This is a genomic window from Aquificaceae bacterium, assembly GCA_037481935.1.
GTDB lineage: Bacteria > Aquificota > Aquificia > Aquificales > Aquificaceae > Pampinifervens.
In genome coordinates this window covers 54,927-79,036 of record JBBFKQ010000008.1, presented here as the reverse complement: position 1 = coordinate 79,036, position 24,110 = coordinate 54,927, and the positions used below count along the sequence as shown (strand labels likewise).

At 48.4% G+C, this 24,110-nt stretch carries 28 protein-coding genes; 20 read left to right on the top strand and 8 right to left on the bottom strand.

All coding sequences use genetic code 11. The annotated features are described in order from the left end of the window. Window positions 1-2: 2 nt before the first annotated feature. From cimA to WHS43_07880, 5 genes are read left to right on the top strand one after another with little or no spacing between them, the layout of a single operon-like run. Complete coding sequence (gene cimA / locus WHS43_07900; GenBank protein MEJ5339560.1) at window positions 3-1,586, top strand: citramalate synthase; 1,584 nt, start codon at window positions 3-5, stop codon at window positions 1,584-1,586. Between the two features lie 4 nt (window positions 1,587-1,590). Further along, window positions 1,591-1,968 (top strand): hypothetical protein, encoded by a 378-nt coding sequence (locus WHS43_07895; protein ID MEJ5339559.1) that lies wholly within the window; start codon window positions 1,591-1,593, stop codon window positions 1,966-1,968. A gap of 2 nt (window positions 1,969-1,970) precedes the next feature. Next, window positions 1,971-3,209 carry a S41 family peptidase gene (locus tag WHS43_07890; GenBank protein ID MEJ5339558.1) on the top strand — a complete coding sequence of 413 codons (1,239 nt, stop codon included), beginning with the start codon at window positions 1,971-1,973 and terminating at the stop codon, window positions 3,207-3,209. Further along, the gene (gene tsaD, locus WHS43_07885) at window positions 3,190-4,194 is read left to right on the top strand and encodes a tRNA (adenosine(37)-N6)-threonylcarbamoyltransferase complex transferase subunit TsaD (protein MEJ5339557.1); all 1,005 of its coding nucleotides are present in this window, start codon (window positions 3,190-3,192) and stop codon (window positions 4,192-4,194) included. The genes WHS43_07890 and tsaD overlap by 20 nt, the downstream gene beginning before the upstream one ends. A 26-nt stretch (window positions 4,195-4,220) precedes the next feature. Next, entirely contained in the window at window positions 4,221-4,988 is a 768-nt protein-coding gene (locus WHS43_07880; protein ID MEJ5339556.1) for a hypothetical protein, read from the top strand. A gap of 2 nt (window positions 4,989-4,990) precedes the next feature. Here WHS43_07880 and fmt read toward each other — a convergent pair whose 3' ends face one another. The 4 genes from fmt to WHS43_07860 are packed head-to-tail and all read right to left on the bottom strand — an operon-like array spanning window position 4,991 to window position 7,666. Beyond that, window positions 4,991-5,887 carry a methionyl-tRNA formyltransferase gene (gene fmt, locus WHS43_07875; GenBank protein MEJ5339555.1) on the bottom strand — a complete coding sequence of 299 codons (897 nt, stop codon included), beginning with the start codon at window positions 5,885-5,887 and terminating at the stop codon, window positions 4,991-4,993. Continuing rightward, window positions 5,884-6,960, bottom strand: coding sequence for a bifunctional diaminohydroxyphosphoribosylaminopyrimidine deaminase/5-amino-6-(5-phosphoribosylamino)uracil reductase RibD (gene ribD, locus WHS43_07870; protein ID MEJ5339554.1), 1,077 nt, complete (start codon window positions 6,958-6,960; stop codon window positions 5,884-5,886). The genes fmt and ribD overlap by 4 nt, the downstream gene beginning before the upstream one ends. After that, entirely contained in the window at window positions 6,960-7,232 is a 273-nt protein-coding gene (locus WHS43_07865; GenBank protein ID MEJ5339553.1) for a zf-TFIIB domain-containing protein, read from the bottom strand. Before WHS43_07865 ends, ribD begins: the two co-directional genes overlap by 1 nt. Beyond that, the gene (locus tag WHS43_07860; GenBank protein MEJ5339552.1) at window positions 7,229-7,666 is read right to left on the bottom strand and encodes a hypothetical protein; all 438 of its coding nucleotides are present in this window, start codon (window positions 7,664-7,666) and stop codon (window positions 7,229-7,231) included. The genes WHS43_07865 and WHS43_07860 overlap by 4 nt, the downstream gene beginning before the upstream one ends. Before the next feature lie 29 nt (window positions 7,667-7,695). On the opposite strand from WHS43_07860, the gene WHS43_07855 reads away from it, so the two are divergent. Genes WHS43_07855 through WHS43_07785 form a run of 15 tightly spaced genes read left to right on the top strand, consistent with a single transcriptional unit; the run spans window position 7,696 to window position 19,751 of the window. Then, a complete protein-coding gene (locus WHS43_07855) occupies window positions 7,696-8,142 on the top strand; it encodes a Na+/H+ antiporter subunit E (GenBank protein ID MEJ5339551.1) in 447 nt (148 codons plus the stop codon). Next, window positions 8,139-8,402 (top strand): hypothetical protein, encoded by a 264-nt coding sequence (locus WHS43_07850; protein MEJ5339550.1) that lies wholly within the window; start codon window positions 8,139-8,141, stop codon window positions 8,400-8,402. The genes WHS43_07855 and WHS43_07850 overlap by 4 nt, the downstream gene beginning before the upstream one ends. Continuing rightward, window positions 8,389-8,676 carry a monovalent cation/H(+) antiporter subunit G gene (locus WHS43_07845; GenBank protein ID MEJ5339549.1) on the top strand — a complete coding sequence of 96 codons (288 nt, stop codon included), beginning with the start codon at window positions 8,389-8,391 and terminating at the stop codon, window positions 8,674-8,676. Before WHS43_07850 ends, WHS43_07845 begins: the two co-directional genes overlap by 14 nt. After that, a complete protein-coding gene (locus WHS43_07840) occupies window positions 8,669-9,532 on the top strand; it encodes a hydrogenase subunit MbhD domain-containing protein (protein ID MEJ5339548.1) in 864 nt (287 codons plus the stop codon). Before WHS43_07845 ends, WHS43_07840 begins: the two co-directional genes overlap by 8 nt. Beyond that, window positions 9,529-9,804 carry a cation:proton antiporter subunit C gene (locus WHS43_07835; GenBank protein MEJ5339547.1) on the top strand — a complete coding sequence of 92 codons (276 nt, stop codon included), beginning with the start codon at window positions 9,529-9,531 and terminating at the stop codon, window positions 9,802-9,804. Before WHS43_07840 ends, WHS43_07835 begins: the two co-directional genes overlap by 4 nt. Then, window positions 9,804-11,252 (top strand): proton-conducting transporter membrane subunit, encoded by a 1,449-nt coding sequence (locus tag WHS43_07830; GenBank protein ID MEJ5339546.1) that lies wholly within the window; start codon window positions 9,804-9,806, stop codon window positions 11,250-11,252. Before WHS43_07835 ends, WHS43_07830 begins: the two co-directional genes overlap by 1 nt. A 1-nt stretch (window position 11,253) precedes the next feature. Further along, on the top strand, window positions 11,254-12,747 hold the full coding sequence (locus WHS43_07825) for a proton-conducting transporter membrane subunit (protein MEJ5339545.1): 1,494 nt from the start codon (window positions 11,254-11,256) through the stop codon (window positions 12,745-12,747). Window positions 12,748-12,768: 21 nt separating this feature from the next. Beyond that, window positions 12,769-14,052, top strand: a complete 1,284-nt coding sequence (gene eno / locus WHS43_07820) for a phosphopyruvate hydratase (protein MEJ5339544.1) — start codon at window positions 12,769-12,771, stop codon at window positions 14,050-14,052. Continuing rightward, complete coding sequence (locus WHS43_07815) at window positions 14,003-14,323, top strand: hypothetical protein (protein MEJ5339543.1); 321 nt, start codon at window positions 14,003-14,005, stop codon at window positions 14,321-14,323. Before eno ends, WHS43_07815 begins: the two co-directional genes overlap by 50 nt. 18 nt (window positions 14,324-14,341) lie before the next feature. Beyond that, entirely contained in the window at window positions 14,342-15,088 is a 747-nt protein-coding gene (locus WHS43_07810; GenBank protein ID MEJ5339542.1) for a tetratricopeptide repeat protein, read from the top strand. A 1-nt stretch (window position 15,089) separates the two neighbouring features. Further along, window positions 15,090-15,770, top strand: a complete 681-nt coding sequence (uppS, locus tag WHS43_07805; GenBank protein ID MEJ5339541.1) for a polyprenyl diphosphate synthase — start codon at window positions 15,090-15,092, stop codon at window positions 15,768-15,770. Continuing rightward, window positions 15,754-16,470, top strand: a complete 717-nt coding sequence (locus WHS43_07800; protein MEJ5339540.1) for a phosphatidate cytidylyltransferase — start codon at window positions 15,754-15,756, stop codon at window positions 16,468-16,470. Before uppS ends, WHS43_07800 begins: the two co-directional genes overlap by 17 nt. Before the next feature lie 2 nt (window positions 16,471-16,472). Continuing rightward, window positions 16,473-17,789 carry a TldD/PmbA family protein gene (locus tag WHS43_07795; GenBank protein ID MEJ5339539.1) on the top strand — a complete coding sequence of 439 codons (1,317 nt, stop codon included), beginning with the start codon at window positions 16,473-16,475 and terminating at the stop codon, window positions 17,787-17,789. Window position 17,790: 1 nt separating this feature from the next. Beyond that, the gene (locus WHS43_07790; protein ID MEJ5339538.1) at window positions 17,791-18,405 is read left to right on the top strand and encodes a hypothetical protein; all 615 of its coding nucleotides are present in this window, start codon (window positions 17,791-17,793) and stop codon (window positions 18,403-18,405) included. Then, window positions 18,402-19,751 carry a hypothetical protein gene (locus tag WHS43_07785; protein ID MEJ5339537.1) on the top strand — a complete coding sequence of 450 codons (1,350 nt, stop codon included), beginning with the start codon at window positions 18,402-18,404 and terminating at the stop codon, window positions 19,749-19,751. Before WHS43_07790 ends, WHS43_07785 begins: the two co-directional genes overlap by 4 nt. Here WHS43_07785 and WHS43_07780 read toward each other — a convergent pair. Genes WHS43_07780 through ppa form a run of 4 tightly spaced genes read right to left on the bottom strand, consistent with a single transcriptional unit; the run spans window position 19,744 to window position 24,096 of the window. Beyond that, window positions 19,744-21,483 (bottom strand): ABC transporter substrate-binding protein, encoded by a 1,740-nt coding sequence (locus WHS43_07780; GenBank protein MEJ5339536.1) that lies wholly within the window; start codon window positions 21,481-21,483, stop codon window positions 19,744-19,746. The two genes, WHS43_07785 and WHS43_07780, sit on opposite strands and share 8 nt — an antisense overlap. Next, window positions 21,480-22,613 (bottom strand): 1-deoxy-D-xylulose-5-phosphate reductoisomerase, encoded by a 1,134-nt coding sequence (gene dxr / locus WHS43_07775; protein ID MEJ5339535.1) that lies wholly within the window; start codon window positions 22,611-22,613, stop codon window positions 21,480-21,482. The genes WHS43_07780 and dxr overlap by 4 nt, the downstream gene beginning before the upstream one ends. Further along, on the bottom strand, window positions 22,610-23,572 hold the full coding sequence (locus tag WHS43_07770) for a KpsF/GutQ family sugar-phosphate isomerase (protein ID MEJ5339534.1): 963 nt from the start codon (window positions 23,570-23,572) through the stop codon (window positions 22,610-22,612). Before WHS43_07770 ends, dxr begins: the two co-directional genes overlap by 4 nt. Continuing rightward, window positions 23,572-24,096, bottom strand: a complete 525-nt coding sequence (gene ppa / locus WHS43_07765; protein MEJ5339533.1) for an inorganic diphosphatase — start codon at window positions 24,094-24,096, stop codon at window positions 23,572-23,574. The genes WHS43_07770 and ppa overlap by 1 nt, the downstream gene beginning before the upstream one ends. Between the last annotated feature and the right edge of the window lie 14 nt (window positions 24,097-24,110).

Here is a 24,110-nt window from a genome sequence, read left to right as displayed (position 1 = left end):
TTATGGAAAAGGTTTTCATTTATGACACTACTCTGAGAGACGGCTCTCAGGCGGAAGGCGTGAACTTCTCCCTGGAGGATAAACTACGAATACTGCATAAACTTGATGAGTTTGGCATTGACTACATAGAGTGTGGATGGCCGGGGGCAAACCCCAAAGATACTATTCTCTTTGAGAGACTAAGAAAATACAGACCCCATCATGCAAAGCTTGTTGCCTTTGGCTCCACAAGAAGGCCCGGCAAGAGAGCAGAGGAAGACCCACAGTTAGAGAACCTTATAAAGTCTGGTGCAAGGGTGATAACCATCTTTGGCAAGAGCTGGGACTTTCATGTGACAGAGGCGCTCAAAACAAGCCTTGAAGAAAACCTTTCCATGGTCTACGAATCGGTGAGTTTCCTGAAAAAACATGTGGAGGAAGTGGTTTTTGACGCAGAGCACTTTTTTGATGGATACAAGAATAACCCCGAGTATGCCCTTGAGGTGCTACGGTCTGCTCTTTATGGGGGTGCAGACTGGCTTGTGCTCTGCGACACAAACGGTGGCTGTCTTCCCCACGAGGTTTACGAGATAACAAAGAAGGTAAAGGAGGCCTTTCCACAGGCAAAGATAGGCATACATGCCCACAATGACTCTGAAACTGGTGTTGCCAATTCCCTCATGGCAGTGCTTGCAGGCGCAAGGCAGGTGCATGGCACCATAAACGGCATAGGAGAGAGAACGGGAAATGCAAACCTCTGCTCCATAATCCCAAACCTGCAGCTCAAGATGGGCTTTCTGGCAATGCCAGAAGATAGCCTGAGAAAACTTACAGAGCTCAGCCACTTTATATCAGAGCTTTCCAACATGCCTCTGCCAAAGAACATGCCCTATGTGGGTGAAAGCGCCTTTGCTCACAAGGCCGGCGTGCATGCCTCTGCAGTCATGAAACATGCCAGCACATACGAACACATAGACCCTGCTCTTGTAGGCAACAGGAGAAAGGTAACAGTATCAGACCTTTCCGGCAGGAGCAACATACTTTATAAACTGAAAGAGATGGGCATTGAGGTAGAGGAGAGGTCTCCAGAGCTTCTGAAGCTGGTTGAAAAAATTAAGGAGCTTGAAAAGGAAGGATACCACTTTGAAGCGGCGGAGGCCTCCTTTGAGCTTCTGTGTAAAAGGCACTTCGGGCTTGTGAGAGACTACTTCAACCTTGACGCATACAGGGTTCTCATAGCCAAGAGAAGCACAGACCACCTGCCAGTTTCTGAAGCGACGGTGAGACTCTTTGTGGAGGATATAAAACAGCACACAGCTGCCCTCGGGAACGGACCAGTCAGTGCCCTTGACAGAGCTCTTAGAAAAGCCCTTGAGGAGTTCTACCCCAACCTCAAGGAGGTTCAGCTTATAGATTACAAAGTGAGGATAGTGAACGAACTGGAGGGAACCAGTGCAAAGGTGAGGGTTCTTATAGAATCTACCGATGGTAAAAGGAAGTGGGGAACGGTGGGAGTCTCCGAGAACATAATAGAGGCCTCCTGGATAGCCCTCACAGACAGTCTGGTTTACAAACTGCATAAGGATGAAGAAGAGGGTATAATTTAGGTCTATGAAGAGGTGGCTCATACTACTGCCCCTTATCCTCTCCATGGCTGAGCCTCCAAGGGACAACAGACTCAGGATTGAGCTGGAGGACAGGGAAGGTTTAAAGCACAGCCTCAGAGGGCTTTCATGCAACGGCAGGGGATACCTGAGAGTGAGAGAGGGAGGTCTTGAATATGCCATAAACTTCTCAGTCCTCAGGTCTCTGGAGGTTATAAGTCAGGATGGACAGCAACTCAAAGTCAGGCTTTCCCTTAAGGATGGAACCTCAAAGGAATACTACCTTCCTGCAAACACATACTGCAAAGGAGGCTCTCAGGTGGGTGAGGCAGGCTTTTACCTGAAAGACATAAAGAATATATTTATCAGAATGGAGGAGAAGTGAAAATGAGCAGGTTTAAACTTTTTGGCCTTTTCCTTATAACCTTTGCGGTGGGCTTTGTGCTTGGAAGTGCCGGCGCGTCTCAGGGCAACAGACAGGAGGATGAATACAGATACTTCAGGATGTTCACCGATGTCTTCCGCACCGTAAAGGAGAACTATGTGGGTGAAACCAACACAAAGGACCTTATATACGGTGCCCTCAATGGCATGCTTAAGTCCCTTGACCCCTTCTCAGCCTTTTTCACCCCTGAGCAATACAGAGAGTTCAGGCAGGAGACAGAGGGAGAATTCGGCGGTGTGGGAATAGAGATAGGCATGGATAAGGGAAGACCCATAGTCATATCACCCATAGAGGGGACGCCTGCCTTCAGGGCGGGTATCAGGTCCGGAGACATTATCCTTGAGATAGACGGCGAGGATACCTCCAACATGAACCTTATGGATGTGGTCAGAAGGATAAGAGGAAAGCCTGGAACAAAAGTAAACCTGACCATAATGAGAAGGGGAGCAGACAGACCCATTAAAGTTGAATTGGAAAGGGCAGTTATAAAAGTGGAAAGTGTAAAGTGGACAAAGCTTCAGGATGTGGGCTACATAAGGCTGTCCCAGTTTACGGATGGTGCAGGAAAAGAGGTGGAAAAGGCAATAAGAAATTTAACATCTCAGGGCGTAAAGGGGATAGTGCTTGACCTCAGAAACGACCCTGGCGGGCTTCTGACGGAGGCTATAAACGTATCTGAGCTTTTCCTGAAGGAGGGCAAGCTTGTAGTCTACACAAAAACGAAGAATGGAGAGGTAAACAGGTATTTCTCAAGGAAAAAGCCAGTTCTTCCGGAGAATGTTCCCCTCGTTGTTCTCATAAACAGGGGCTCTGCCAGCGCATCGGAGATAGTGGCGGGTGCATTGCAGGACCATAAAAGGGCAGTTCTAGTGGGAGAGAGGAGCTTTGGAAAGGCCTCTGTTCAGAACATAATACCCCTTGAGGATGGCTCGGCCATCAAGCTGACGGTTGCCCATTACTACACACCACTGGGGAGGCTTATTGACAAAAAGGGTATACAGCCAGACATCGAAGTAAAGGTCTCTGAGGAGCAAGAAGAAAAACTCCAGGAAACCATAAGACAGAGGAGACTTCAGGGTGCTTCTGGACTCATACTTGAACCTGAACTTGACCCCCAGCTAAAGAAGGCTGTTGAGGTCATAAGGTCAGGCACCAAGGGCTATGCACACACTGGCGGTTGAGACCTCCTGCGACGAGACTGCCCTGTGTATATACTCAGACAGTGAGGGGGTAATAGGGGATATAATTCTGTCTCAGGCAAAGGTGCACTTTCCCTATGGAGGGATTGTTCCCGAACTTTCCGCAAGAGAGCACACAAGAAATCTTCTTCCCTTGCTGGACAGACTTATCAATGAGACGGGCTTTGACATAAGGAAGGTTGACTTCATATCCTTTACACTTACTCCCGGGCTCATCCTCTCCCTTGTGGTGGGTGTTAGCTTCGCCAAGGCAATGGCTTACATGCTCAAAAAGCCCCTTGTCCCAGTCCACCACCTTGAGGGGCATATATACTCCGTCTTTCTGGAAAAGCCGGTTGCATATCCCTTTCTTGCTCTCATAGTCTCGGGTGGCCATACAGACCTGTATCTTGTAGAAGGCTTTGGGAGGTATGTATTCCTTGGGGGAACCCTTGACGATGCAGTGGGAGAGAGCTACGACAAGGTTGCCAAACTTATGAACCTTGGATATCCGGGAGGACCAGTAGTAGACAGGCTGGCAAAGGAAGGAAAGCCAGTATACAGCCTGCCAAGACCAATGATGGAGGATGAAAGCCTTAACATGTCCTTCAGCGGGCTCAAGACTGCAGTTAGAAAGCTCGTGGAATCCGGCAGTTATTCAAAAGAAGACCTTTCTGCCTCCTTCCAGAAAGCTGTGGTGGATGTTCTTGAAAGAAAGACGCTTCTTGCCATGGAAAAAACTGGAGTCAGGAGGCTTGCCATAGTGGGGGGCGTCTCTGCCAATTCTGAACTGAGAGAACGTTTTAGAGAGCTCTCAGAAAGGCTTGGCTTTGAGCTACACATTCCCCATCCCAGACTTTCAACGGACAATGCCCAGATGATAGCCTACGCAGGCATGGAAAGGTTCAAAAGAGGAATAATCGCACCAGAGGATATAAACCCAGAGCCAAACACTCCGCTGGAGGTTTTTGGAAAGAGGTGGAGTTGACCATGATATAATTGCTCTAATTATAAATGGCAAGAAAGGGGCAGAAGCAAGAGGAAATATACAAAGTTGCTCTACAGGTAATAAAAGAGAAACAAAACGGAATAAGGTATTCAGATTTACACGGGGAAATAAAGCATAGACTTCCAGAAGCAAACCCGAACACCATTCACGGCACCCTGCACAAACTGAGGCAAAGTATCTTAGAAGGCAAAGAGAAAAATGTATCCATGCCAGAGAGAGGTCTGTTTGTATGGAGCTCCCAGAGGATAGGTAAGCAGCCTGCCCAGCTTCCACCCAGAAACCTTAAAGAAGAGGATTTTTATAAGCCCTTCGCCAGCTTCCTAGTAGAGGAACTGAGTGAATGCACGAAGGCAGTTGTTCTTGGGGGAAACGTCTTTCAGGACAAGTGGGGCACGCCGGATGTGATAGGTGTATACAAATTTTCTGATATTGACCCCATAAAGCCACCTCCTGAGCTTATAACAGCCGAAGTTAAGATTGCAACGGAAGGCTCCGCTCTAATAACAGCCTTTGGTCAGGCTTGTAGCTACAAGCTCTTTAGCCACAAGGTTTATGTAGCAGTGCCAAAGCAGGCAGGCCAGGAAACTATAAGCAGGCTTGAATCGCTTTGCATGCTATTTGGAATAGGGCTTATTCTCTTTAACTGCGAAAAGCAGGAGGACCCGCAGTTTGAAATAAGAACAAGAGCCCAGAGAAGCGAGCCAGACTACTATTATCTGAACCAGTATTTGAGGAAACTGCCTGAAGAGAAAAAGAGAGAGCTCTTTGGCTAGTTTTAAATCAATCTTTTTAGCCTATAACCCCTCATAAACTCCTCTCCGCTCATGAGCTTTCCCTTGGGAGATATTAGCTCCAGCACCTCCACTGCCCCCTCGCCACAGGCTACCACGAGCCTTTTCCTATCAATAACCTCCCCTGGCGCTCCTTCACCCTCCACAACCCTTACCTTCAGAATCTTGAGCCTTTCGCCCCTTTCTGTAAGTGTGTAGCAATCGGGGTAAAGTCCTCTAATTCTGTCTTTCACGCTTTCCGCATCTGCTTTCCAGCAAATTCTTAGCTCTTCCTTCTGAATGGGTGGTGCGTAGGTTGCTCCTCTGTTGTCCTGAGGGATGGGCTTGACATTTCCTTCAATCCATTCTCTGAGAGTTCTAACAAGCAGGTCTGCTCCCTTTATTGCAAGTCTCTGGGAGAGGGCTTTGAGGTTGTCTTCCTCAAGTATGGGTTCTTCCTCCTGAGAGAGTATGTCCCCTGTGTCCATGCCTTCGTCCATGAGCATAACAGTGTTTCCCGTCTTCTTTTCTCCCGCCATGATGGCTCTCTGTATGGGTGCAGAGCCTCTGTAGGCGGGAAGAAGGCTTGCGTGAAGGTTTATACAGCCATAGGCAGGGTAGCGTATTACCTCTGGTGGGAGTATTTTGCCGTAGGCAACCACTACTATGCATTCAGGCTTCAGACTTTCAACGATGGGTATGAGCTCCTTTCTTTTTTCAGGCTGGAAAACATCAAGCCCAAGCTCCTGAGCCAGAACTTTGACAGGTGGTGGTGTGAGCTTCTGACCCCTTCCTGCGGGTCTGTCTGGTTGGCAGACAACTCCGGCAATTTCAAATTCTTCGTGCAGTCTTTTCAGTGAAGGTGTGGCAAACTCAGGAGTGCCAAAGAAAAGTATTTTCATGTTCTCACATACTCCAGAGCCACATCATCCCCGAAGGATTTTATCTCTCTTAGCCTCAATCTTTGAGCTTCCCTGAGAAGGGCTACACCTATATCTCCAAGCCTTTTACCCTCACCTATAAGGACGGGACCTAAAAAAACCCACAGGCGGTCAAAAAGCCCTTCTTTTAGGAAGGAAGTCAGCGTTATCGCTCCACCCTCTACAAGGAGATGCATAACCTCCAGAAAGTATAGCTCTCTCAGCACTTCCTTCAGGTCAAGCTTCTTGCCCTCCGCGGGCGCCATAAGGACCTTTACACCCCTGTCCTCAAGCCTCTTTATTTTCTCCCTGTCCTCGCTTACGGTAAAGATTATGGTCTGGCTTTCTCTTTCCTGCACAAGATGGCAGCTTTCTGGGATTCTCAGCTGAGGGTCAAGAACTACCCTTATGGGTTGCCTTTCCCATTCAAAGGCTCTGACGGTGAGCTTCGGGTTGTCCCTCAGCACTGTGTTGATGCCCACGAGCACGGCTGTGGCTTCAGACCTGAGCCTGTGGGCAAAGGCTCTTGACTCTTCCGAGGTTATCCACTGACTATCTCCAGTCCTCGTTGCAAGAGACCCATCCACGCTCTGCGCCCACTTGAGGGTTATGTAGGGTCTTTTCTGAGTTATGTAGGTAAAAAAGTCCTCGTTTAGCCTCTTTGCCTCTTCCTCAAGCACACCCACCTGCACCTCTATTCCTGCATTCCTTAGCCTTTCCACACCCCTGCCAGAAACCAGAGGGTTTGGGTCAAGGGTTGCGACAACCACCCTTTTTATGCCTGCCTTTATTATGGCATCGGTGCAAGGTGGGGTTCTCCCAAAGTGCGTGCAGGGCTCAAGGGTGACATAAAGGGTGGCGTCCTTTGCCCTTTCGCCTGCCCTCTCAAGGGCGACCACCTCCGCATGGGGCATACCAGCTCTTTCGTGGTATCCCTCCGCAACTATTTCCCCTTCCTTAACTATCACACAACCAACGGCGGGGTTGGGATGAGTAAGACCCTTTCGCAGGAGAGCAAGCTCAAGAGCCCTCTTCATAAACTTCAAGTCATCCATCAGTCAAAGATATCAAAAAGCTCACCAAAAATAGACTTTCTCTTTTTTTTATACTTGTATTCCTCGTATTTTCTGTAAACCTCCGGATATTCTCTCGTTATTCCTCTCAGCTCTTCATCAAGACTGCCCTCCGCCCTGCGTATAGCTTCAATTATCTTTGAAAGCTCGCCCTTGTCCAGCCACATACCACCACAGGATGGGCATACATCCACCACAACACCATACCTGTTTACTTCAAGGAGGTCCACATGGACACATCTGGGACATTTCATTTTCCTTCCTCACTTCTTTTTATAAACTCAAGCATCTCTATGTAGATTATACCAAAAGCATCCTCTATAGCACCTCTTCTCGGAAGATCTCCAAAACTGCCATCGGGCTGAGAGTAGGGAACAACCGTGGAAAAACTTTGCCCTTTGCCGTTGACGGTGAGGCTCACTCTGAGTTCAAGGTTGTAGGCGCTCACTCTTTGCTGTGGGGTGAAGGCTATGGGGGTTTCCTTCAGGAGCTCAACCTTTGGTATTATCTCCTGAGAACCCTCTTTGCAGACTATTGTGTTTCCAGTTTCAAGGATTGCCCTTTCCAGCCTTTTTCTGAAGGTAAAATCCAGATAAGGCTCTGGGTAGGGGTTTTCAACCCTTTTTATACAAAAGTCAGCACCAACAGCACTGGAAATAAAAAAGAAGAGCCCCACTAAAGCCAGCATAATCTATAATATAGGGCATGAAGCGGCCTATGTTTATTCTTGCCCTTTTCTACTCCCTCCTGTGGCTGCTTATCTCGGGTGTAGAAGCAAAATCTCTCTTCTTTGGCTCTATATCCCTTTTCACAGCTCTTCTGTTTCACAAACTCCTGAGGGTCTACCTTCCCAGACTCAACTTTTTTGCCCTTTTATCCTTTTTCATAACCTTTCTGGGACAGTCTTTTCTTAGCGGTATTGATGTAACCAGAAGAGTAATTGGTCCCAGGCTTCTTGTAAACCCTGGCTTTGTTACTTATAATCTCACCACACACAAACAGCCTGCGAGGTTTCTGCTCTGTATGGTGATAAACCTGACTCCCGGAACTCTTAGTGTGGAGCTCTCAGGAGACAGAATTCTTATACACACCCTTGATATAAAGGACTTTAGCGAGGAAAAGCTCAGAGAGCTTGAAAGGCTGGTAGACAGGGTGTTTTCATGAAAGAGCTCTATCATATACTCTTTGCGCTTCTTGGTTTAAACCTTTTGCTTGGTCTTGTGAGGGTGCTCAGGGGTCCAAGCCTTGTGGACAGTATGCTGGCTTCTTTACTTCTGGGCACTGGAGGAACCGCGCTCATTCTTGCTATACACAGTTATGCGGAGCAGGGTTCACTCCTCAATGTAGCTCTTGCCTTTGCACTTCTTGCTGGTATGGGTGGCATAGCCTTTGCTATAATACTCCTGCGAGATGACAATTCTTGAAGTTCTGTCCTTGAGCCTTATGTTCGTTGGAGCCTTTTTTCTTCTTGCGGGTAGTATGGGTCTTCTGAGACTGAGAGATACTTACAGCAGACTGCATGCCCTTACGAAGGCAGACCTTCTTGGGTTTGGCTTTGTGGTTCTGGGTGTTATGGTGTCTGCAAAGAGTCTTTCTGAGGTGCTAAAGCTTATCATAATATGGCTCTTTGTCATAGTTTACAGCTCGCTGGTTGGCTACGCCATAGCCCATCAGAAGAGGAAAAGAGGCGATGCTTGACCTCCTGCTCGGAACCCTTCTCCTACTCTCTGCACTTGCTTCTATGCACAGCAGAGATACTCTCAGAAGCGGTGTTTTCTTTCTGAGCTTTGGGCTGATAAGCGGTCTAGTGTGGGTCAGGCTCTCTGCGCCCGATGTGGCTATGGTGGAGATAATACTGGGGGCAGGTATAACGGGCGTTCTCATATTCAAGCTTATGAAGGGTGTAAACATAAAAAGTGTAAGAGTCCCCGCCTACAGGAAGCTCTGGGCCGGTGTGGTCAGCTTCCTCTTCTTTCTCTGGATGCTGCCCTACATAAGAAATATACCTGTTGAAGTAAGGGTTTCAGCCCTTGTCTCTGAAAATCTGCCCCTGAGTGGAGTTGAAAGTCCAGTAACTGCAGTACTTCTGAACTTCAGGGGCTACGACACCCTGCTTGAGGTTGGTGTAATAACCCTTGCTACCTTTGGAGTTCTGGCTATAGGGACAAGAAGAGAGGTCTACCTCTGGAAAGACCCCATACTTCAGAGCGTCTCCAGGCATTTCTTCCCACTTGTTGCCTTTTTTTCCCTTTACATAACCTATCTGGGTGCCTTTTCAGTGGGTGGTGCCTTTCAGGGTGGTGCTCTGCTGGCTGGTGGTCTGGTTCTGCTCGCTCTGTCCGGACAGGCAATCAACTTTGGCAGAATATCAGGTCTCCTTCTTCTCCTCAGCCTTGTTATCTTTCTGGGCATAGGGACGCTCTATGCTATCACAGGCAATGGCTTTCTTACATTCCCCATAGATCTGGCAACACCTTCCATAATTCTCATAGAACTTTCCATATGGCTCTCTACTGCTGTGCTCCTTTATACCGCCTACAGGGGGAGGCTATGACTGACTTTTATTACCTCCTTTCCCTGATTCTTATTCTGGTAAGCACCTACTATTTCCTCACGGCAGAGAACAATGCAAAACGTCTAATCACGGTTAACATACTTGGCTCTGGCGTATTTCTTTTCTTCATAAGCACGGCCAAAAGGGTGCCAGGGGGAAATCCTGACCCTGTCCCTCATGCCCTCGTGCTTACGGGCATAGTGGTTGCAGTAAGCGCCACAGCCCTTGCTGTCTCTCTGCTTCTGCGTATGAGCAGAGATGAGGAGGAGTGATGGTAGGCTTTGACCTTGCGTATCTGATAGTTGTTCCTCTTACAGGCTCCATGCTGTCCCTTCTGGGTCTGTTCAGGTCCTACATTGCGCTGGGCTTCAGTGTGCTGTCCCTGTTTTCATCCCTTTACGCCTTCCACCTTACCCTGAAAGGAGGGGAGCCAGTCTATCAGTGGATTGGCGGCTGGGTTGCTCCTCTGGGTATAGGTCTTCGGCTTGACGGTCTTACGGGTTTTTTCCTTCTTATGACTGCCCTTGTGAGTTTTTCTGTGAGCGTATATGCCATAAGTTTTTTCAAAGGTGGATATGAAAGAGAAGGAAGGTTTTTCTGGTTCTTCTTCTTTTTTCTCTGGGCAGGCCTGAATGCCTTTTTTCTTTCTGAGGACCTTTTTAACCTCTATGTAGCCCTTGAAGTTCTCTCCCTTACCGCGGTGGTGCTCGTTGCCCTCCCGGGTTATAGAAAGGCCATAAAGGCGGCGGTTAATTACCTGATTCTTTCCCTGCTTGCCTCTATGTTCTACCTCTTTGGCGTGGCAATGCTCTATGCAAGCTACGGGACTCTGAGTATGAACCTTCTGTCAGAAAGGCTTACGGGCACTGAGGAATTCATCTACACCCTCTTCCCTCTGAGCATAGCCCTTGCCATAAAGGCCGCCCTCTTTCCTTTTCACTTCTGGCTCCCCCCAGCCCATTCAAGCACGGTGGCACCCGCCAGTGCACTTCTTTCGGGGCTGGTAGTAAAGCCCCCAGCCTACCTCATACTCAGGCTGTGGCTTGAGGTATTCCCGGAGAATAAGAGCCTTGAATACCTTAGCTGGGTTCTGGGCACCCTCGGTGCTCTCGCCGTGGTCTTAGGTTCCTATTACGCCATAAGGCAGAAAACCATAAAGATGCTCCTGGCTTATTCCACCGTGGCACAGATGGGTTACCTTTTCCTGATGGTCCCCATATACTATCAGGCTCAAGTCCTCCATGTAAAGACCATGGTCCTGGAAGGTTTTGCTCTTCAAGCTCTATCTCATGCCCTTGCAAAGGCAAGCATGTTTCTCTCTTCAGGAAACGCCATATATGTGGCAAGGAGGGATGAACTCTCCTACATGCCTGGCTTTGCCCACAGCCACCCCTTTACCTTCTTTGCCCTCTTCTTTTCCGGAGCAACCCTCATAGGTCTGCCTCTGAGTGGAGGCTTCGTGGCCAAGTTTTTGCTTCTAAAAGCTTCAATACAGACAGGCTTTGTATTTCAGGGTGTTATATTCCTTATTGGAAGTTTGCTTGCAGCCATGTATGTTTACCCCATATGGAAGGAGAGCTTTTCCTCTCACCCAAAAAAGCTGTATGACCAGCCCATTCCCCGCCTCATGGAACTCTCAGCCTTTATCCTGGGATTTGTAGCCTTCTCCATAGGCCTGGTCTCGGGCTTTTTACTTCAGGGCATTGCAGGGAAGGACTGACATGGACCAGTTTATGGTGCTCAGCCTGCTTTTCAGCTCCTTTGTGGCAAGCCTCATAATAGCCTTCCTCAAGGAGGAATGGTATACGCTGAGAACTCTGGTAAACATAGGCGCTGCGTCATATAAGCTCCTTGTGATAGGATATCTTCTCTGGGCAGTCTACAATGGCAGGGTCTTTGAGATAAGCTACCCCATGGTTTCTTTTGCTGACTTTTATCTCAAAATTGACCCCCTCGGGCTTCTTTTTGTGAGCCTTTCCTCTTTCCTGTGGCTTCTGACAACCCTTTATGCGGTGGGCTATCTTGAGGGTTCGCCCAACCGCAGGAGGTTTTTCACTTTCTTCAATCTTGCAGTCACTTCCACCATGGGCATTGCCCTTGCGGGCAACATGTTTACCTTTTTCCTCTTTTATGAGCTTCTTACGCTCAGCACCTATCCCCTCGTGGTTCACAGAGGCACAGAAAAGGCTCTCAAAGCAGGAGGTTTCTACCTCCTGTATACAGTCTCTGGGGGAACACTTTTTCTCGTATGTCTTGTTTTCCTTTACATAGCTGTGGGCAATGGTGATTTTCATGTGGGCGGTAATCCCCACTTGAGAGCCTGGGCTAAAGAACACCCACAGCCTGCCGTGTTGCTCTTCTACGGGCTCTTCTTTGGGATGGCAGTAAAGGCTGCAGTCTTTCCCCTTCATGGATGGCTCACCAGGGCCATGGTTGCACCAGCCCCAGTGAGCGCCCTTCTGCATGCGGTGGCAGTTGTAAAGGCTGGCGCCTTCGGCGTTGTGAGGCTCGTCTATGACCTCTACGGCGTCCAGCTGGTGCAGTCTATGAATCTATGGCAGTTCCTTGCATACCTTGCAGGCTTCACCATAGCCTTCGGCTCTCTGATGGCGGTTTTCCAGAGTGAATTAAAGAAGAGGCTTGCCTATTCCACCATAAGCCATCTGTCTTACATAATCCTTGGCATACTCATACCCGGACCTGTGGCCACCATGGGAGCTCTTCTGCATCTTGTAAACCATGGCATCATGAAGATAACCCTCTTCATGTGCGTAGGAAATTATTCAGAGGCTTACGGGATTCACAGAGTTGAAGAAGTAAATGGTGTGGGTAGAAGGATGCCCCTTACCACCCTTGCTTTTACATTGGCCTCCCTGGGGCTTATAGGTGTCCCCCTTACAGCCGGCTATCTTACCAAGAAATACCTGGAAGAGGGAGCGAGGTTTGCAGGACAGGAATGGGCGGTGTATGTGCTGTATCTCAGCTCCTTTCTGAGCGTTCTTTACCTAATCCCCATAGCCTTCAGAGCATGGTTTGGTGAGGTAAAGTTGAAGGAAAAAAGACTCAGAAGGTTTGAAGTAGGTCTTATGATGCTCGTTCCTCCTCTAATAACTGGAATACTTACCCTCCTGATAGGCCTTTCTGCAGAATTTACCCTCAACCCCTTAGCCTGGGTCAGGTTTATAGCAAGGATAGAGTATGGGGAAATAGAGTAGGCTGTGCTATAATTCTTAGCCATGTCATCCATAGTGAGCGTCAAGGCAAGGGAAGTGCTTGATTCCAGGGGGAATCCAACCCTTGAGGTGGAAGTGGTGCTCTCTTCGGGTGCAAAGGGAAGGGCCATGGTGCCAAGCGGTGCCTCCACAGGGGAAAAGGAAGCAATAGAGCTCAGAGACCACGACCCAAGAAGATTTTTAGGCAAGGGCGTTCTGAAGGCTGTGGACAACGTGAACTCGGTAATAGCCAGAGAGATAGTGGGTCTTGATGCAGGCCAGCAGGCTCATATAGACAGAGTGCTCATTGAGCTTGATGGCACTCCAAACAAGAGCAGGCTTGGGGCAAACGCCATACTAGGCGTTAGCATGGCTGTGGCAAGGGCAATGGCCCATGAGTTCGGTGTGAGCTTATACAGGTATCTTGGCGGTCTGAGAGCAAAGAAGCTTCCGGTGCCTCTGATGAACGTGATAAACGGTGGTGTTCATGCGGACAACCCCCTTGACATACAGGAGTTTATGATAGTTCCCGTGTGTGGGGGCAGGTTTTCAGAGGCCCTGAGGGCAGGCGTGGAGGTTTTTCATCATCTTAAGGCCCTCCTCAAGGAGAAGGGATACTCCACCAATGTGGGGGATGAGGGTGGCTTTGCACCAAACCTGCAGAGCACAGAAGAGGCCCTTGACATGCTCATGCTTTCCATAGAAAAGGCTGGCTACAGGCCCGGAGAGGATGTCTTTCTCGCCCTTGACTGCGCATCCTCTGAGCTCTTCTATGAGGATGAACTATACCACCTTGAGGGAAAAAAGCTGAGCTCGGAGGAACTCTGCGGCTTTTACTCTAAACTTTTAGAAAAGTATCCGATAGTATCCATAGAAGACCCCATGGCGGAGGATGACCTGGAAGGATGGAAACTCATTACGAGAGAGCTTGGAAGCAAGGTTCAGCTTGTGGGTGATGACCTCTTTGTGACAAACCCCTCCATATTTCAGGAGGGCATAAAGGAGGGCCTTGCCAATGCCATACTCATAAAGCTGAACCAGGTGGGGACTCTCACCGAAACCCTCCAGACAATAGATATGGCTCAGGAAAATGGCTATGGGACAATAATATCCCACAGGTCTGGAGAAACGGAGGACACTTTCATTGCACACCTTGCTGTAGGAACCAGTGCAGGGCAGATAAAGACAGGTTCTGCCTCTCGCACGGACAGGGTTGCCAAGTATAACGAACTCTTGAGGATAGAGGAGGAGCTTGACCATGAGGCGGAGTTCGGAGGGAAGAGGGAATTTTCAGGCTTTAGCTTCTGACAGGCTTTTTAAGATTTTCTTCTTCCTTATGTTTTTTTACACCCTTTACAATCTCTTTCTGAGCCAGTATAGTATATTCAGGGTCTTTGAGCTAAAAAAGGCTGGCATTGAGCTGGATACCCAGATTGCCCGTCAGAGGGCTGAAAACAACAAAAGGGAACAGCTTCTTGAGCTTATAAGAGAGAACCCTGAACACTTCAAGGAGAGATTTGCCCGTGAATACATGCAGCTACAGAGGGATGGAGAATATATACTCCTTTTCAGGCGTTGATGGTATAATTTAAGAACCATGAGAAGCATCCCGAGTTTCCTGTCATTGTTCTCTTTAGTATTTCTTGCATCTTGCGGAGGCATAACTAAGGAAGAATTTGACAGAAGACTCTCTGGACTTGAGGGCAGGATATCACAGCTTGAGGAAAGGCAGAAGACGCTGGAGGAAAGGAACCTGAGAACTGAAGCCAGGGTTGATACACTTTCTGAGAACCTTGCAAGAACAAGGCTTGAACTGGAAAGACTCAGGATTGAAAGACAGAGCGCAGGTCAGGCAACAAGACTGCCAGAGCCGGTAAAGGAAGCGCCGCCCACTCAGAACCCATCCGAAAGAACACCTGAAGTTTCAAGAACTTCCCAGAACGTCCCTCAGCAGGCATCGGAGGAATATCAGAAGGATTACGAGGAGGCCATAAGGCTCTATAACCTGAGACAGCTAAATCAGGCAAGAGACAGGCTTATAGAGTTTATAAAGAAGTATCCCGGAACGCCACTTACCGACAACGCATATCTGTGGCTTGGGGTTGTTTATAGAGACCTGGGAGAATTAAACAAGGCTGAGGCTGTCTGGCTCACCCTGGTGGAAAGGTGTCAGAGAAAGGAGATGGTGGACTGCAACAAGGCACCCTCTGCCCTCCTTCAGCTGGCAAGGCTTTACGAGCAGAGGGGTGAAGGTCAGAAGGCAAGGGAATACTATGAGGCCATAATAAGAGATTATCCACTCTCTGAGGAAGCTGCAACGGCAAAGACAAAGCTTGGAAGGTAGCATGAGGATACCAAGGCATCTGGCGGTTATAATGGACGGAAACGGAAGATGGGCGAGGGAAAGGGGGCTGCCGAGAATAGCCGGCCACTACGAGGGTGTAAAGAGAGCAGAAGAGCTTGTGGACGCGTGTATGGAACTGGGTATAAGATGGCTCACCCTCTTTACCTTTTCCACAGAAAACTGGAAAAGGCCAGAGATTGAAGTAAAGGGTCTTATGAGACTTCTTGAAGGATATCTCAGAGAAAAAACCCAGTTGCTCTTTGAAAAAGGCATAAGGGTTTCCTTTATAGGAAGACGGGACAGGTTGCCACTCAGTCTTCTGAAGGAAATGGAAAGGGTTGAAAGGCTGAGGCCAGCAGAGGAGAAGCTTCATGTATTTCTTGCCCTTGACTATGGAGGCAGGGATGAGATACTCAGGACATTAAAAAAAGTCATGGATATGGGTTTAGAACCCACGGAAAAGAGCTTTAAATTACTTTCAGACCTGCCCCATGTTCCAGACCCAGACCTTCTAATAAGAACGGGTGGAGAGAAAAGAATATCCAACTTTCTCCTCTGGCATCTTGCATACACGGAGCTTTATTTTACAGATACTTACTGGCCAGACTTTCGGAAAGAGGAACTCATGAGAGCCCTTGGAGATTTTTCAAAGAGGGAGAGAAGATTTGGAGCACTTCTTTAAAAGTAGAGAGTTTATAGGTATACTGGTAGGTCTTCTGGCCATAGTGGTCAGCCTTTCTCCCTATCCTGTTTTCTACGCAGGTATCCTTGCCCTTTCCTTTCTCATAAGCAATGAAGTCTCAAGGGCTGTTGGGTTTAAGTTCTTCTACCTGGCACCTCTTACCTTCCTCGTAGGTTCCCTTTCTATTGAGCTTGGTTTCGTCTCTGCCCTGCTATTTTCCCTCTATGCAGGGTGGAAGCCATGGTCCATGGATAGCTTTCTAAAATCCCTTCTAATCTGCCTGTATGCCGGGCTACTTCCCTTTTTCCTGCTAAAACTGAAAACGGAGGATACCCATGCTCTCATAAAGCTTCTGATTTTTGTCTGGGCTGTAGACATATTTTCCTACTACGTGGGCAAGAGCCTTGGCAGAAGGCCTCTTTCTCCCAGACTATCTCCTAAGAAAACATGGGAAGGTTTTGCAGGTGGTGCGATTGCCGGGACTCTTACCATGCTTTTCTTTCATGGATTCAGGGGAGTTCTGTGGTCTCCTTTTCTTGTAGTGATAGCCCTTATGGGAGACCTCTTCAAGAGTTTTATAAAAAGACAGGTCGGTATAAAGGATTTTTCAAACCTTCTTGGAGAACATGGTGGATTTACCGACAGGTTTGATTCCCTTCTTTTCACAGCACCGGTTTACCTGTTTCTTTTAAAATTTTGAGCATGGAAAAGATTAAGAACTGGATAGAAGAGGTCATACCCTCAGGCTATGATTATGAAGTTTACATGGAGCGGAGAAAAAAGATAACCCTGGAAAGCGCTGAAGAAAAGCTTGAAAATCTACTGAGGGCTGAAGAGGCGGGAGTGGGTATAAGGGTTCTAAGGGGGAAAAGGATGGGCTTTTCATACACCACAGACCTTGAGGAAGCATCTGTAAAGGAGTGTGCAAAGGTGGCCATGCAGGTGTGTGATATAACCCCTGAGGACGAGGGCTTTGCTCTGGGTGCATGCGGGACTCACGGAGAGCTGAAAACCTTCTATGACGAGGAGGGCTTGAAACGGCCTATTGAGGAGAAGATAGAGCTTATAATAGACCTGGAAAGGAGGGCAAAGGAGCTTGATGGAAGGGTCAGGGGCGTAAGGAAGGTCAGCCTCAAAGAAAATGAGCTTGAGGTTCTTTGCTTGAGCTCCTGCGGTCTTTATTACCACTACAGGGGCACATGGTACACCCTCATGATGGCAGTGCTTGCGGAGGAAGATGGAGACTCCTCCATATCTTACGAGTTTTCCGGTGCAAGAGCTCTTGCTGACCTGCCTTTTGACAGTGTAGTGGAGGATGTGGTCTTCAAGGCGACGGCAACCCTCAAGCCCTCAGAAATAGGAACCACGAAAGTGCCAGCGGTTTTCTTCAGAGAGGCATCCGCCATGATACTTGAAGCCTTCAGCCCCATATTCCTTGGTGAAACGCTGGTAAAGGGTAAAACCTTCCTGAAGGGGAAGGAAGGGGAAGGGGTCTTCTCTCAAAAGCTTACCATCCTTGACGACGGCACTCTAAAAGGTGGTTTTATGAGCCTTCCTGTGGATGCAGAGGGTTATCCCATGCGTAAAAAGGCGGTGGTGGAAGAGGGCGTATTCAGAGGCTTTCTCCACAGCACATACACTGCCCTCAAGTCAAAGGCTGAACCCACTGGTAACTCGGTGAGAGAGGGCTTTAGAAGTCTGCCGCTTTCAGGAATAACAAATCTCTTTATAAAGCCGGGAGAAAAAAGCCTGCAGGAGCTCCTACAGGGGGATGTTTTCCTTATCACAGACCTCATGGGCCTGCATACTGTTGACCCCGTATCTGGAGACTTCTCCCTTGGTGCTTCTGGTATAATATACAGGGAAGGAAGGAGGCAAAAAAGCGTGAGGGGGGTTGTTATAGGAGGAAACATAAGGGACATATGGAGCTCAGTGGTGGATGTGGGCAGCGACCTGAAGTTCTACGGGAACGTGGGCTCACCTTCCCTCCTTATTGAAAACATAACTGTGGGAGGTTGACATGAACAGAGCCTTTGCCCCTATCCTTATGGTGCTTGGGGTCATACTTTTCCTCGCTGGGCAGTGGATAGCCTTTGAAATATACGCAAACACGAAGCTCTCAAGGGTAAGCCACAATATGGCTCAATTCATCCATCATCTTTATTCTGGAGATACGCTCATAAAGCTAAACAGAGCAGATGAAAATGTCTTTATCCTCAGGACGGCAACAGGCAGGGTTATTACAACAGACAACGCCATAGGACCGCTGAAGGCAGATGATTTTATAGCGGCAAGCTACAACAGGGACGGAAACCTGGCATACACCTACACAAAGAGGGTTTCTCTGTCTGAGTATCTGAACACTTTCACTGAAAAACCCTTTGCCCTTGGAATTTCCCTTTCAGGTGCTATTGTATTTCTTTCCGGGTTGACTCTGTTAATCAGAGAAGTTAGAGGAACAGAACAGAGGGAGAGAAAGACAAGGGGGGGGAGTATGCTGCAGGAGGAACTCACGAGGAGGCTGAAGGCTCTGAGAGTGGCCTTTGCCATGAGTGGAGTTATACCCGGAGAGAGTCTGTCTGAAGCCAAGAAGATACTGGACGATATAATTAAGAGAATGGAGGGCAAGTCATGAACGTGCTTATAGTCTCCTTTGATAAAAACCTGGTGAACAGACTTAGGGAGGTCCTTGGTGAACACAACGTGGTGGACGTAAAAAATGGTGAGGAGGCCATAAACACAGTCTCCTCTTACATGGACGTGGTGATATATGATGCGGTTTCTGGCTCCATATCAGAAGAAGACATAAACAACATGTTCAGGCAGAAGTTCAAAGACTCAAAATACATAGTCCTTGTGGATGACCTTTTCCCCGTTGACATGAACAACATAATGCCTCCAAGAAAGATAAAGGTGATGAGAGACGAGGCGGTGGAGAAGATTCCCACCGCCCTGTTTGAAGAGGCGGGGGAGGAAAAACCTGAAAGCCTTATATCAGAAGAAGAGGCAGCGCTGCTTCTTCCTGAGAGTGTGGTATCCTTTGAAGAAAAAGGGGCAACGCAAGAAGCGGGTATGGAAGAAGTTTTTGGCTTCAGGGAACTGGAACTGAGCACTTCCAGAAAAAAACTGCTTCTCGTTTCCTTTGATACATCCCTTATAAACAACATTAAAGAGGCTCTCTCGGATAGGGTGGATATAGTTGAGGCAAAGAACGTAAAGGAGGCCATTGAAAAGGCAAGGGAGGCGGACATAATCCTCTTTGACACCATATCCGGAATGCTTGCCTACAGAACTCTCTCAGACATGGCAAAGGATGATTTTCTGGCAAGAAAGCCTTATGTTCTCCTTATTGATGAACTCTTCACCATAGATGTGGGAAGCATTCCCCTTGAAAGGAAGTTCACCTTTGCAAGGGAAGCTGAACTGAGTAAGGCGCTGGAGAAGATTGCAGAGCTTCTGGAAGAAGCTCCTGCAGAGTACCCCGCGGAGGCAGTGCAGGAGACACCTCTTCTTGAGGAAAGGCTGCCCACAGACCTTCAGCCTGCAACCTTACAGGAAGAGGATAGAAGTATAATGAGTCTGCTTGAAGAGATAATAGGTGCGGGTTTTGAAGAAACAGGGGAGCAGGAGAAAATGTCCCTCTCTCCAGAAGAAGAAAAAACTCCAGAAGTGGCCATTACAGAAGAGGCTCCAGTCTCCCAGAGTATGCCTTACATGGAGAATGTGGCAGAAAGCCTTGCAATGGCTATAAGGGAAGTGATTAGAGAGGAGCTATCCCAGGAAAAGGTCTACTCTGCCCTTTCTCATATACTGAGCCCAGAGGAAATAGGCAGACAGCTGTCTACTGTTCTTGAAAGAAAGCTGGAGCAAATCCTCAGGGAAAAGGTCAGCGAGGTTCTTTCAGGGATTGATGTGAGCAAGATAGTAAGGGAGGAAGCTTACAGGGTTATGAAGGAGAGGCTTAGCGAGCTCATCACCTAAAAAATAGAGCCTCTTCTCTATACCATCCCCAGACGGTGGGGAAGAGGTTTTCAAACCCCTTCTTTGCTGCAAGCATGCTCTTGGGAGTTGTAAGGAATATCATGGGTTGCTCCATGGATATTATTCTGTAAGCTTCCCTGTAAAGGGCAACCCTTTTCTCTGGGTTTATCTCAGTTGCGCCCCTGTCAAAGAGTTCGTCAACCCTCTTCTCCCATTCTGTCTGCGGGCTTTTCTGCCTTGGGTTCCACATGTGAAGAGTTCCCGAGGAATGCCAGACGTTCCTTCCAAAGTGAGGGTCCATGGATCCCGTTAGCCCGATTATTACCGCATCCCAGTCGTAGGGTGGGGATGTAAGCCTGCTCACCAGGCTGTTAAAGTCTATTGGTCTGAAGACAACCTTTACTCCTATTTTCTCCAGGTCCTCCTTTATCATGTTCCCCATCGCTTCCCTTTCCTTATTGCCAGCATTGGTAAGAAGGACGAACTCAAGAGTGTTTCCTTCAGGGTCTTCCAGCCACCCATCCCCATTTCTGTCCTTAAAGCCAAGGCTCTGGAGTATATCTCTTGCCTTTTTGAGGTTGTATTCATACACAGGGAAGAGTCCCTCCGTATAGTAGGGTCTGTTTGCCGGCGTGACAGGACCATACAGTGGTTCAGCCAACCCATTGTAAACAAGATAGCACATGCCTTCCCTGTCTATGGCGTGGGATATTGCCCTCCTGAATTCTCTGTTCTGAAACCACTTGAGCTTATACTCTGGAATTCCAGAGCTAGGGTTCTGGTTGAAGACAAGAAAGGTGGTGGAAGGCGTCGGTCCAAGGTCAAAGAGTGTAGTTTCCTTTACCCTGCTCATAAAAAGCACATCCTGAGGCCTCACACCCATATAATCAATTTCTCCTAGAGAGTATTTCAAAAGGGCAGTATCCGGGTCCTGTATTATGTAGCCCACCTTTCTTTTTATGTAGGGAAGCTTCCTGCCAAGGCTGTCATGCTCGTAATAATAGGGGTTTGCTTCATACTCTACCATAACGCCCTTTATATACCTTTTGAGTCTGTATGGACCTGTCCCAACTATCTCCCTCGGGTCAGTGCTTACGTTCCATGCGGTCATAAAGTTTCCTTCCCTTACATACTTTTCCAATTTGTGTTTTGGCAGTATGGGTGCAGAGAGGGCATTTAGAAAGGGTGCAAAGGGCTGTGGAAGTCTAAACTCCAAAGTGTAATCGTCCAGCTTCCTTACAAAGCTTTTCACATCCTCCTGGCTTTTAAGAATACCCCTAAACATGTCTCCTGTAGAGTTGGGTATGTTGGGGTTGAGGTATATGTCCCTGTAAGTGAAGACCACATCATCTGCAGAAAATGGCTCTCCGTCGCTCCACAGCACACCTCTTCTCAGATGGAACAGGTAAACCTTCCCGCCTTCTCTTTCTTCCCAGCTCTGTGCCAGGTCTGGAACAACCTGCATTGTTTTCAGGTCTATCTTTGTAAGGCCTGTGAAAAGGTCAGAAAGCACCGCAGTGGAGGAGGTTTCCTGGGCTATGGCAGGATTCAGGGTTCTGGGGTCTGAACTCAGCACAAACCTGAGCTCACCACCTTCTTTACCCTCCTTTACATGAAAGTCTTCTGGGTCTATCCTTACGAAGGACACGTTCCCACCTCTTGGAGAGGAGGTGAGGTAAAAGGGAAGAAATATCAGGAATATAAAGCCAAGGGCAAAAACAAAAGACCTCATCCTGTCACCCCCAGAAGCTCCATGCCCCTTCTGTATGCCCAGTCTATGGCTAGAAGCACATCTTCCAGGCTCTGCGGGTCCCTCAGACTTACAGAGCTCAGCACCTCCTCCACGAGGTTGACTATGTCCAGAAAACCTATCTTACCCTGAAGGAATAGCTCAACGGCCACCTGGTCTGCACCCACCAGCACCGCCGGATATACACCACCCATGATAGCAGCCCACCTGCAGAGAGATATACTTCTGAACTTTTCCGTATCAACCCTTTCAAAGGTTATGGGAGAAAGCTCCAGGAGACTTTTCCTTTCAAAGGGAAAGGTCTTTCTTTCCGGATAGTAGAGGCTATGCAGTATGGGAATCCTCATGTCTGTCTGTGAGGTATGAAAAAGAAAACTGCCATCCATGAGTTCCACAACCCCATGCACCACGCTCTGAGGATGGACAACCACATCAAGCCTCTCCACATCAAGGTCAAAGAGGTTTATGGCTTCTATAAGTTCCATACCCTTGTTCATCAGGGTGGCAGAGTCAACGGTAATCTTTGCTCCCATCCTCCATGTGGGATGCCTCAGGGCATCCTCAACACCCACATGCCTCAGTTCTTCAAGGCTTTTTTCCCTGAAGGGTCCACCAGAAGCGGTAAGATAAACCTTCCTTATCTCTTCAGGCTTGAGACCCTGAAGTATCTGAAAAAGGGCATTGTGTTCGCTGTCCACGGGCACAATCCTGCCCCTGTTTTCTCTTACCAGTTCCCTGAGACATATGAGGGACTCTTTGTTGGAAGCCAGGAGCTTTTTGCCCTCTTGAAGCACGAGATAAGTAGGCAGGATACCATCCACGCCCGATATGGCGTTCATTACCATATCCGAGCCTTCCACTATGGCATAGAGACCTTCCTCACCCTTGAGAAAGTCTGTTCCCTCTGGCAATCTGGAGAGCCACTCCCTTGAAGGCTCCTCATAGCAGGCTACGTATTTGGGCCTTAATTCTATAGCCTGAAGTAATAACCTCTCTGATGCCCTTTTTGCCAGAAGTCCGATTAGCTCAAAATCCTCCCTGTATGCCCTCACCACATCAAGCGTCTGACTTCCCACAGAGCCGGTAGAACCGAGAACTCCGAGCCTTTTCATAGTATGCCTGCCCTGAGTATGTCGTGCATGTGTATTATGCCAACAGGTCTTTTTTCCTCATCAACAACAGGAAGAACGGTTATCTTATAGTCCTCCATCCTCTTCAGGGCCTCGGCAGCAAGCTCTTCCATGGCTGCAGTCTTGGGGTCTGGGGTCATAACGTCCCTGGCAAGGCTTGTGTCAAAGTTTCCTCCCCTGTTTACGAATCTCCTGAGGTCCCCGTCTGTTATTATACCCACCAGCCTTCCCTCTGCGTTTACTACAGCAGTAGCACCAAAGCCCTTGCTGGTCATTTCAATTATGGCTTCTTTCATGGGAGTATTTTCCCTTACCACTGGAACCTCTTCTCCCCTGTGGCAGAGGTCTCCAACCTGCCTTAACCTTCTGCCGAGAGAACCCGCAGGATGTCTGAGAGCAAAGTCTTCTCTGCTAAAGCCCTTTAGCTCCAGCAGAACCATGGCAAGGGCATCTCCAAGCACAAGAGAAGCGGTAGAAGAGCTTGTAGGTGCAAGCTGCAGAGGGCAGGCTTCTCTTTCCACAGAAAGGAATATATGCACATCAGAGTGCTTTGCCAGAGTGGATTGGGGGTTGTTTGTTATAGATATCAGTGGAACACCCAGGAGTTTTATGTAGGGTATGAGGGAGTTTACCTCGGGAGATTCACCGCTGCTGGAAAAGGCAAGCACTATGTCTTCCTTGTCTATCACTCCAAGGTCTCCGTGAAGGGCCTCCGCCGGGTGGAGAAAGTGTGCCGGCGTGCCAGTGCTGGAAAGGGTTGAGGCAACCTTGCGTGCTATATGTCCCGATTTACCCACACCCGTGGTCAGGACCTTCCCTTCACATTTGAGAATGAGATTTACAGCCTCCAGAAACTCACTACCAAGGCTGTCCCTGAGCCTCTCCAGCGTATGAATCTCTATATCAAAGACCCTTCTCGCCTTCTGTAGGATTTCATCCATCACTTTCTGTAATTCTCAATCCCCCTCCTTATCTCCTCATAGGCAAAATCCACCCCCTTGAGGCCTTCCACCTTTACCCACTTACCCGGTTCAAGCTCCTTGTAATGCTCAAAGAAGTGTTTTATCCTGCTGAGGGTTATCTCAGGCAGGTCCTCAGGGGACTTTATAGAATCATAGGTGGGGTCCAGCTTGGAATGGGGGACAGCAAGAAGCTTTGTATCTACACCTTCCTCGTCCCTCATCTGCAGTGCGCCTATTGGCCTGCACCTGAGAACGCTTCCTGGTGCAACAGGATAGCGAGATATGACCAGCACATCCACAGGGTCTCCATCGTCGGCCAGTGTCTGGGGGACAAAGCCGTAGTTAAAGGGATAGTGCATTGCTGTAAACAGAAACCTGTCCACAAAGACCGCTCCGCTATCCTTGTGTAGCTCATACTTTATGGGGCTGTCCTGGGGTATTTCCACCACCACATAAATGTCTTCTGGCGGGTTCTTTCCTGGGGGTATGTTTTTCAGGTCCATGTTTGCACCTCCTC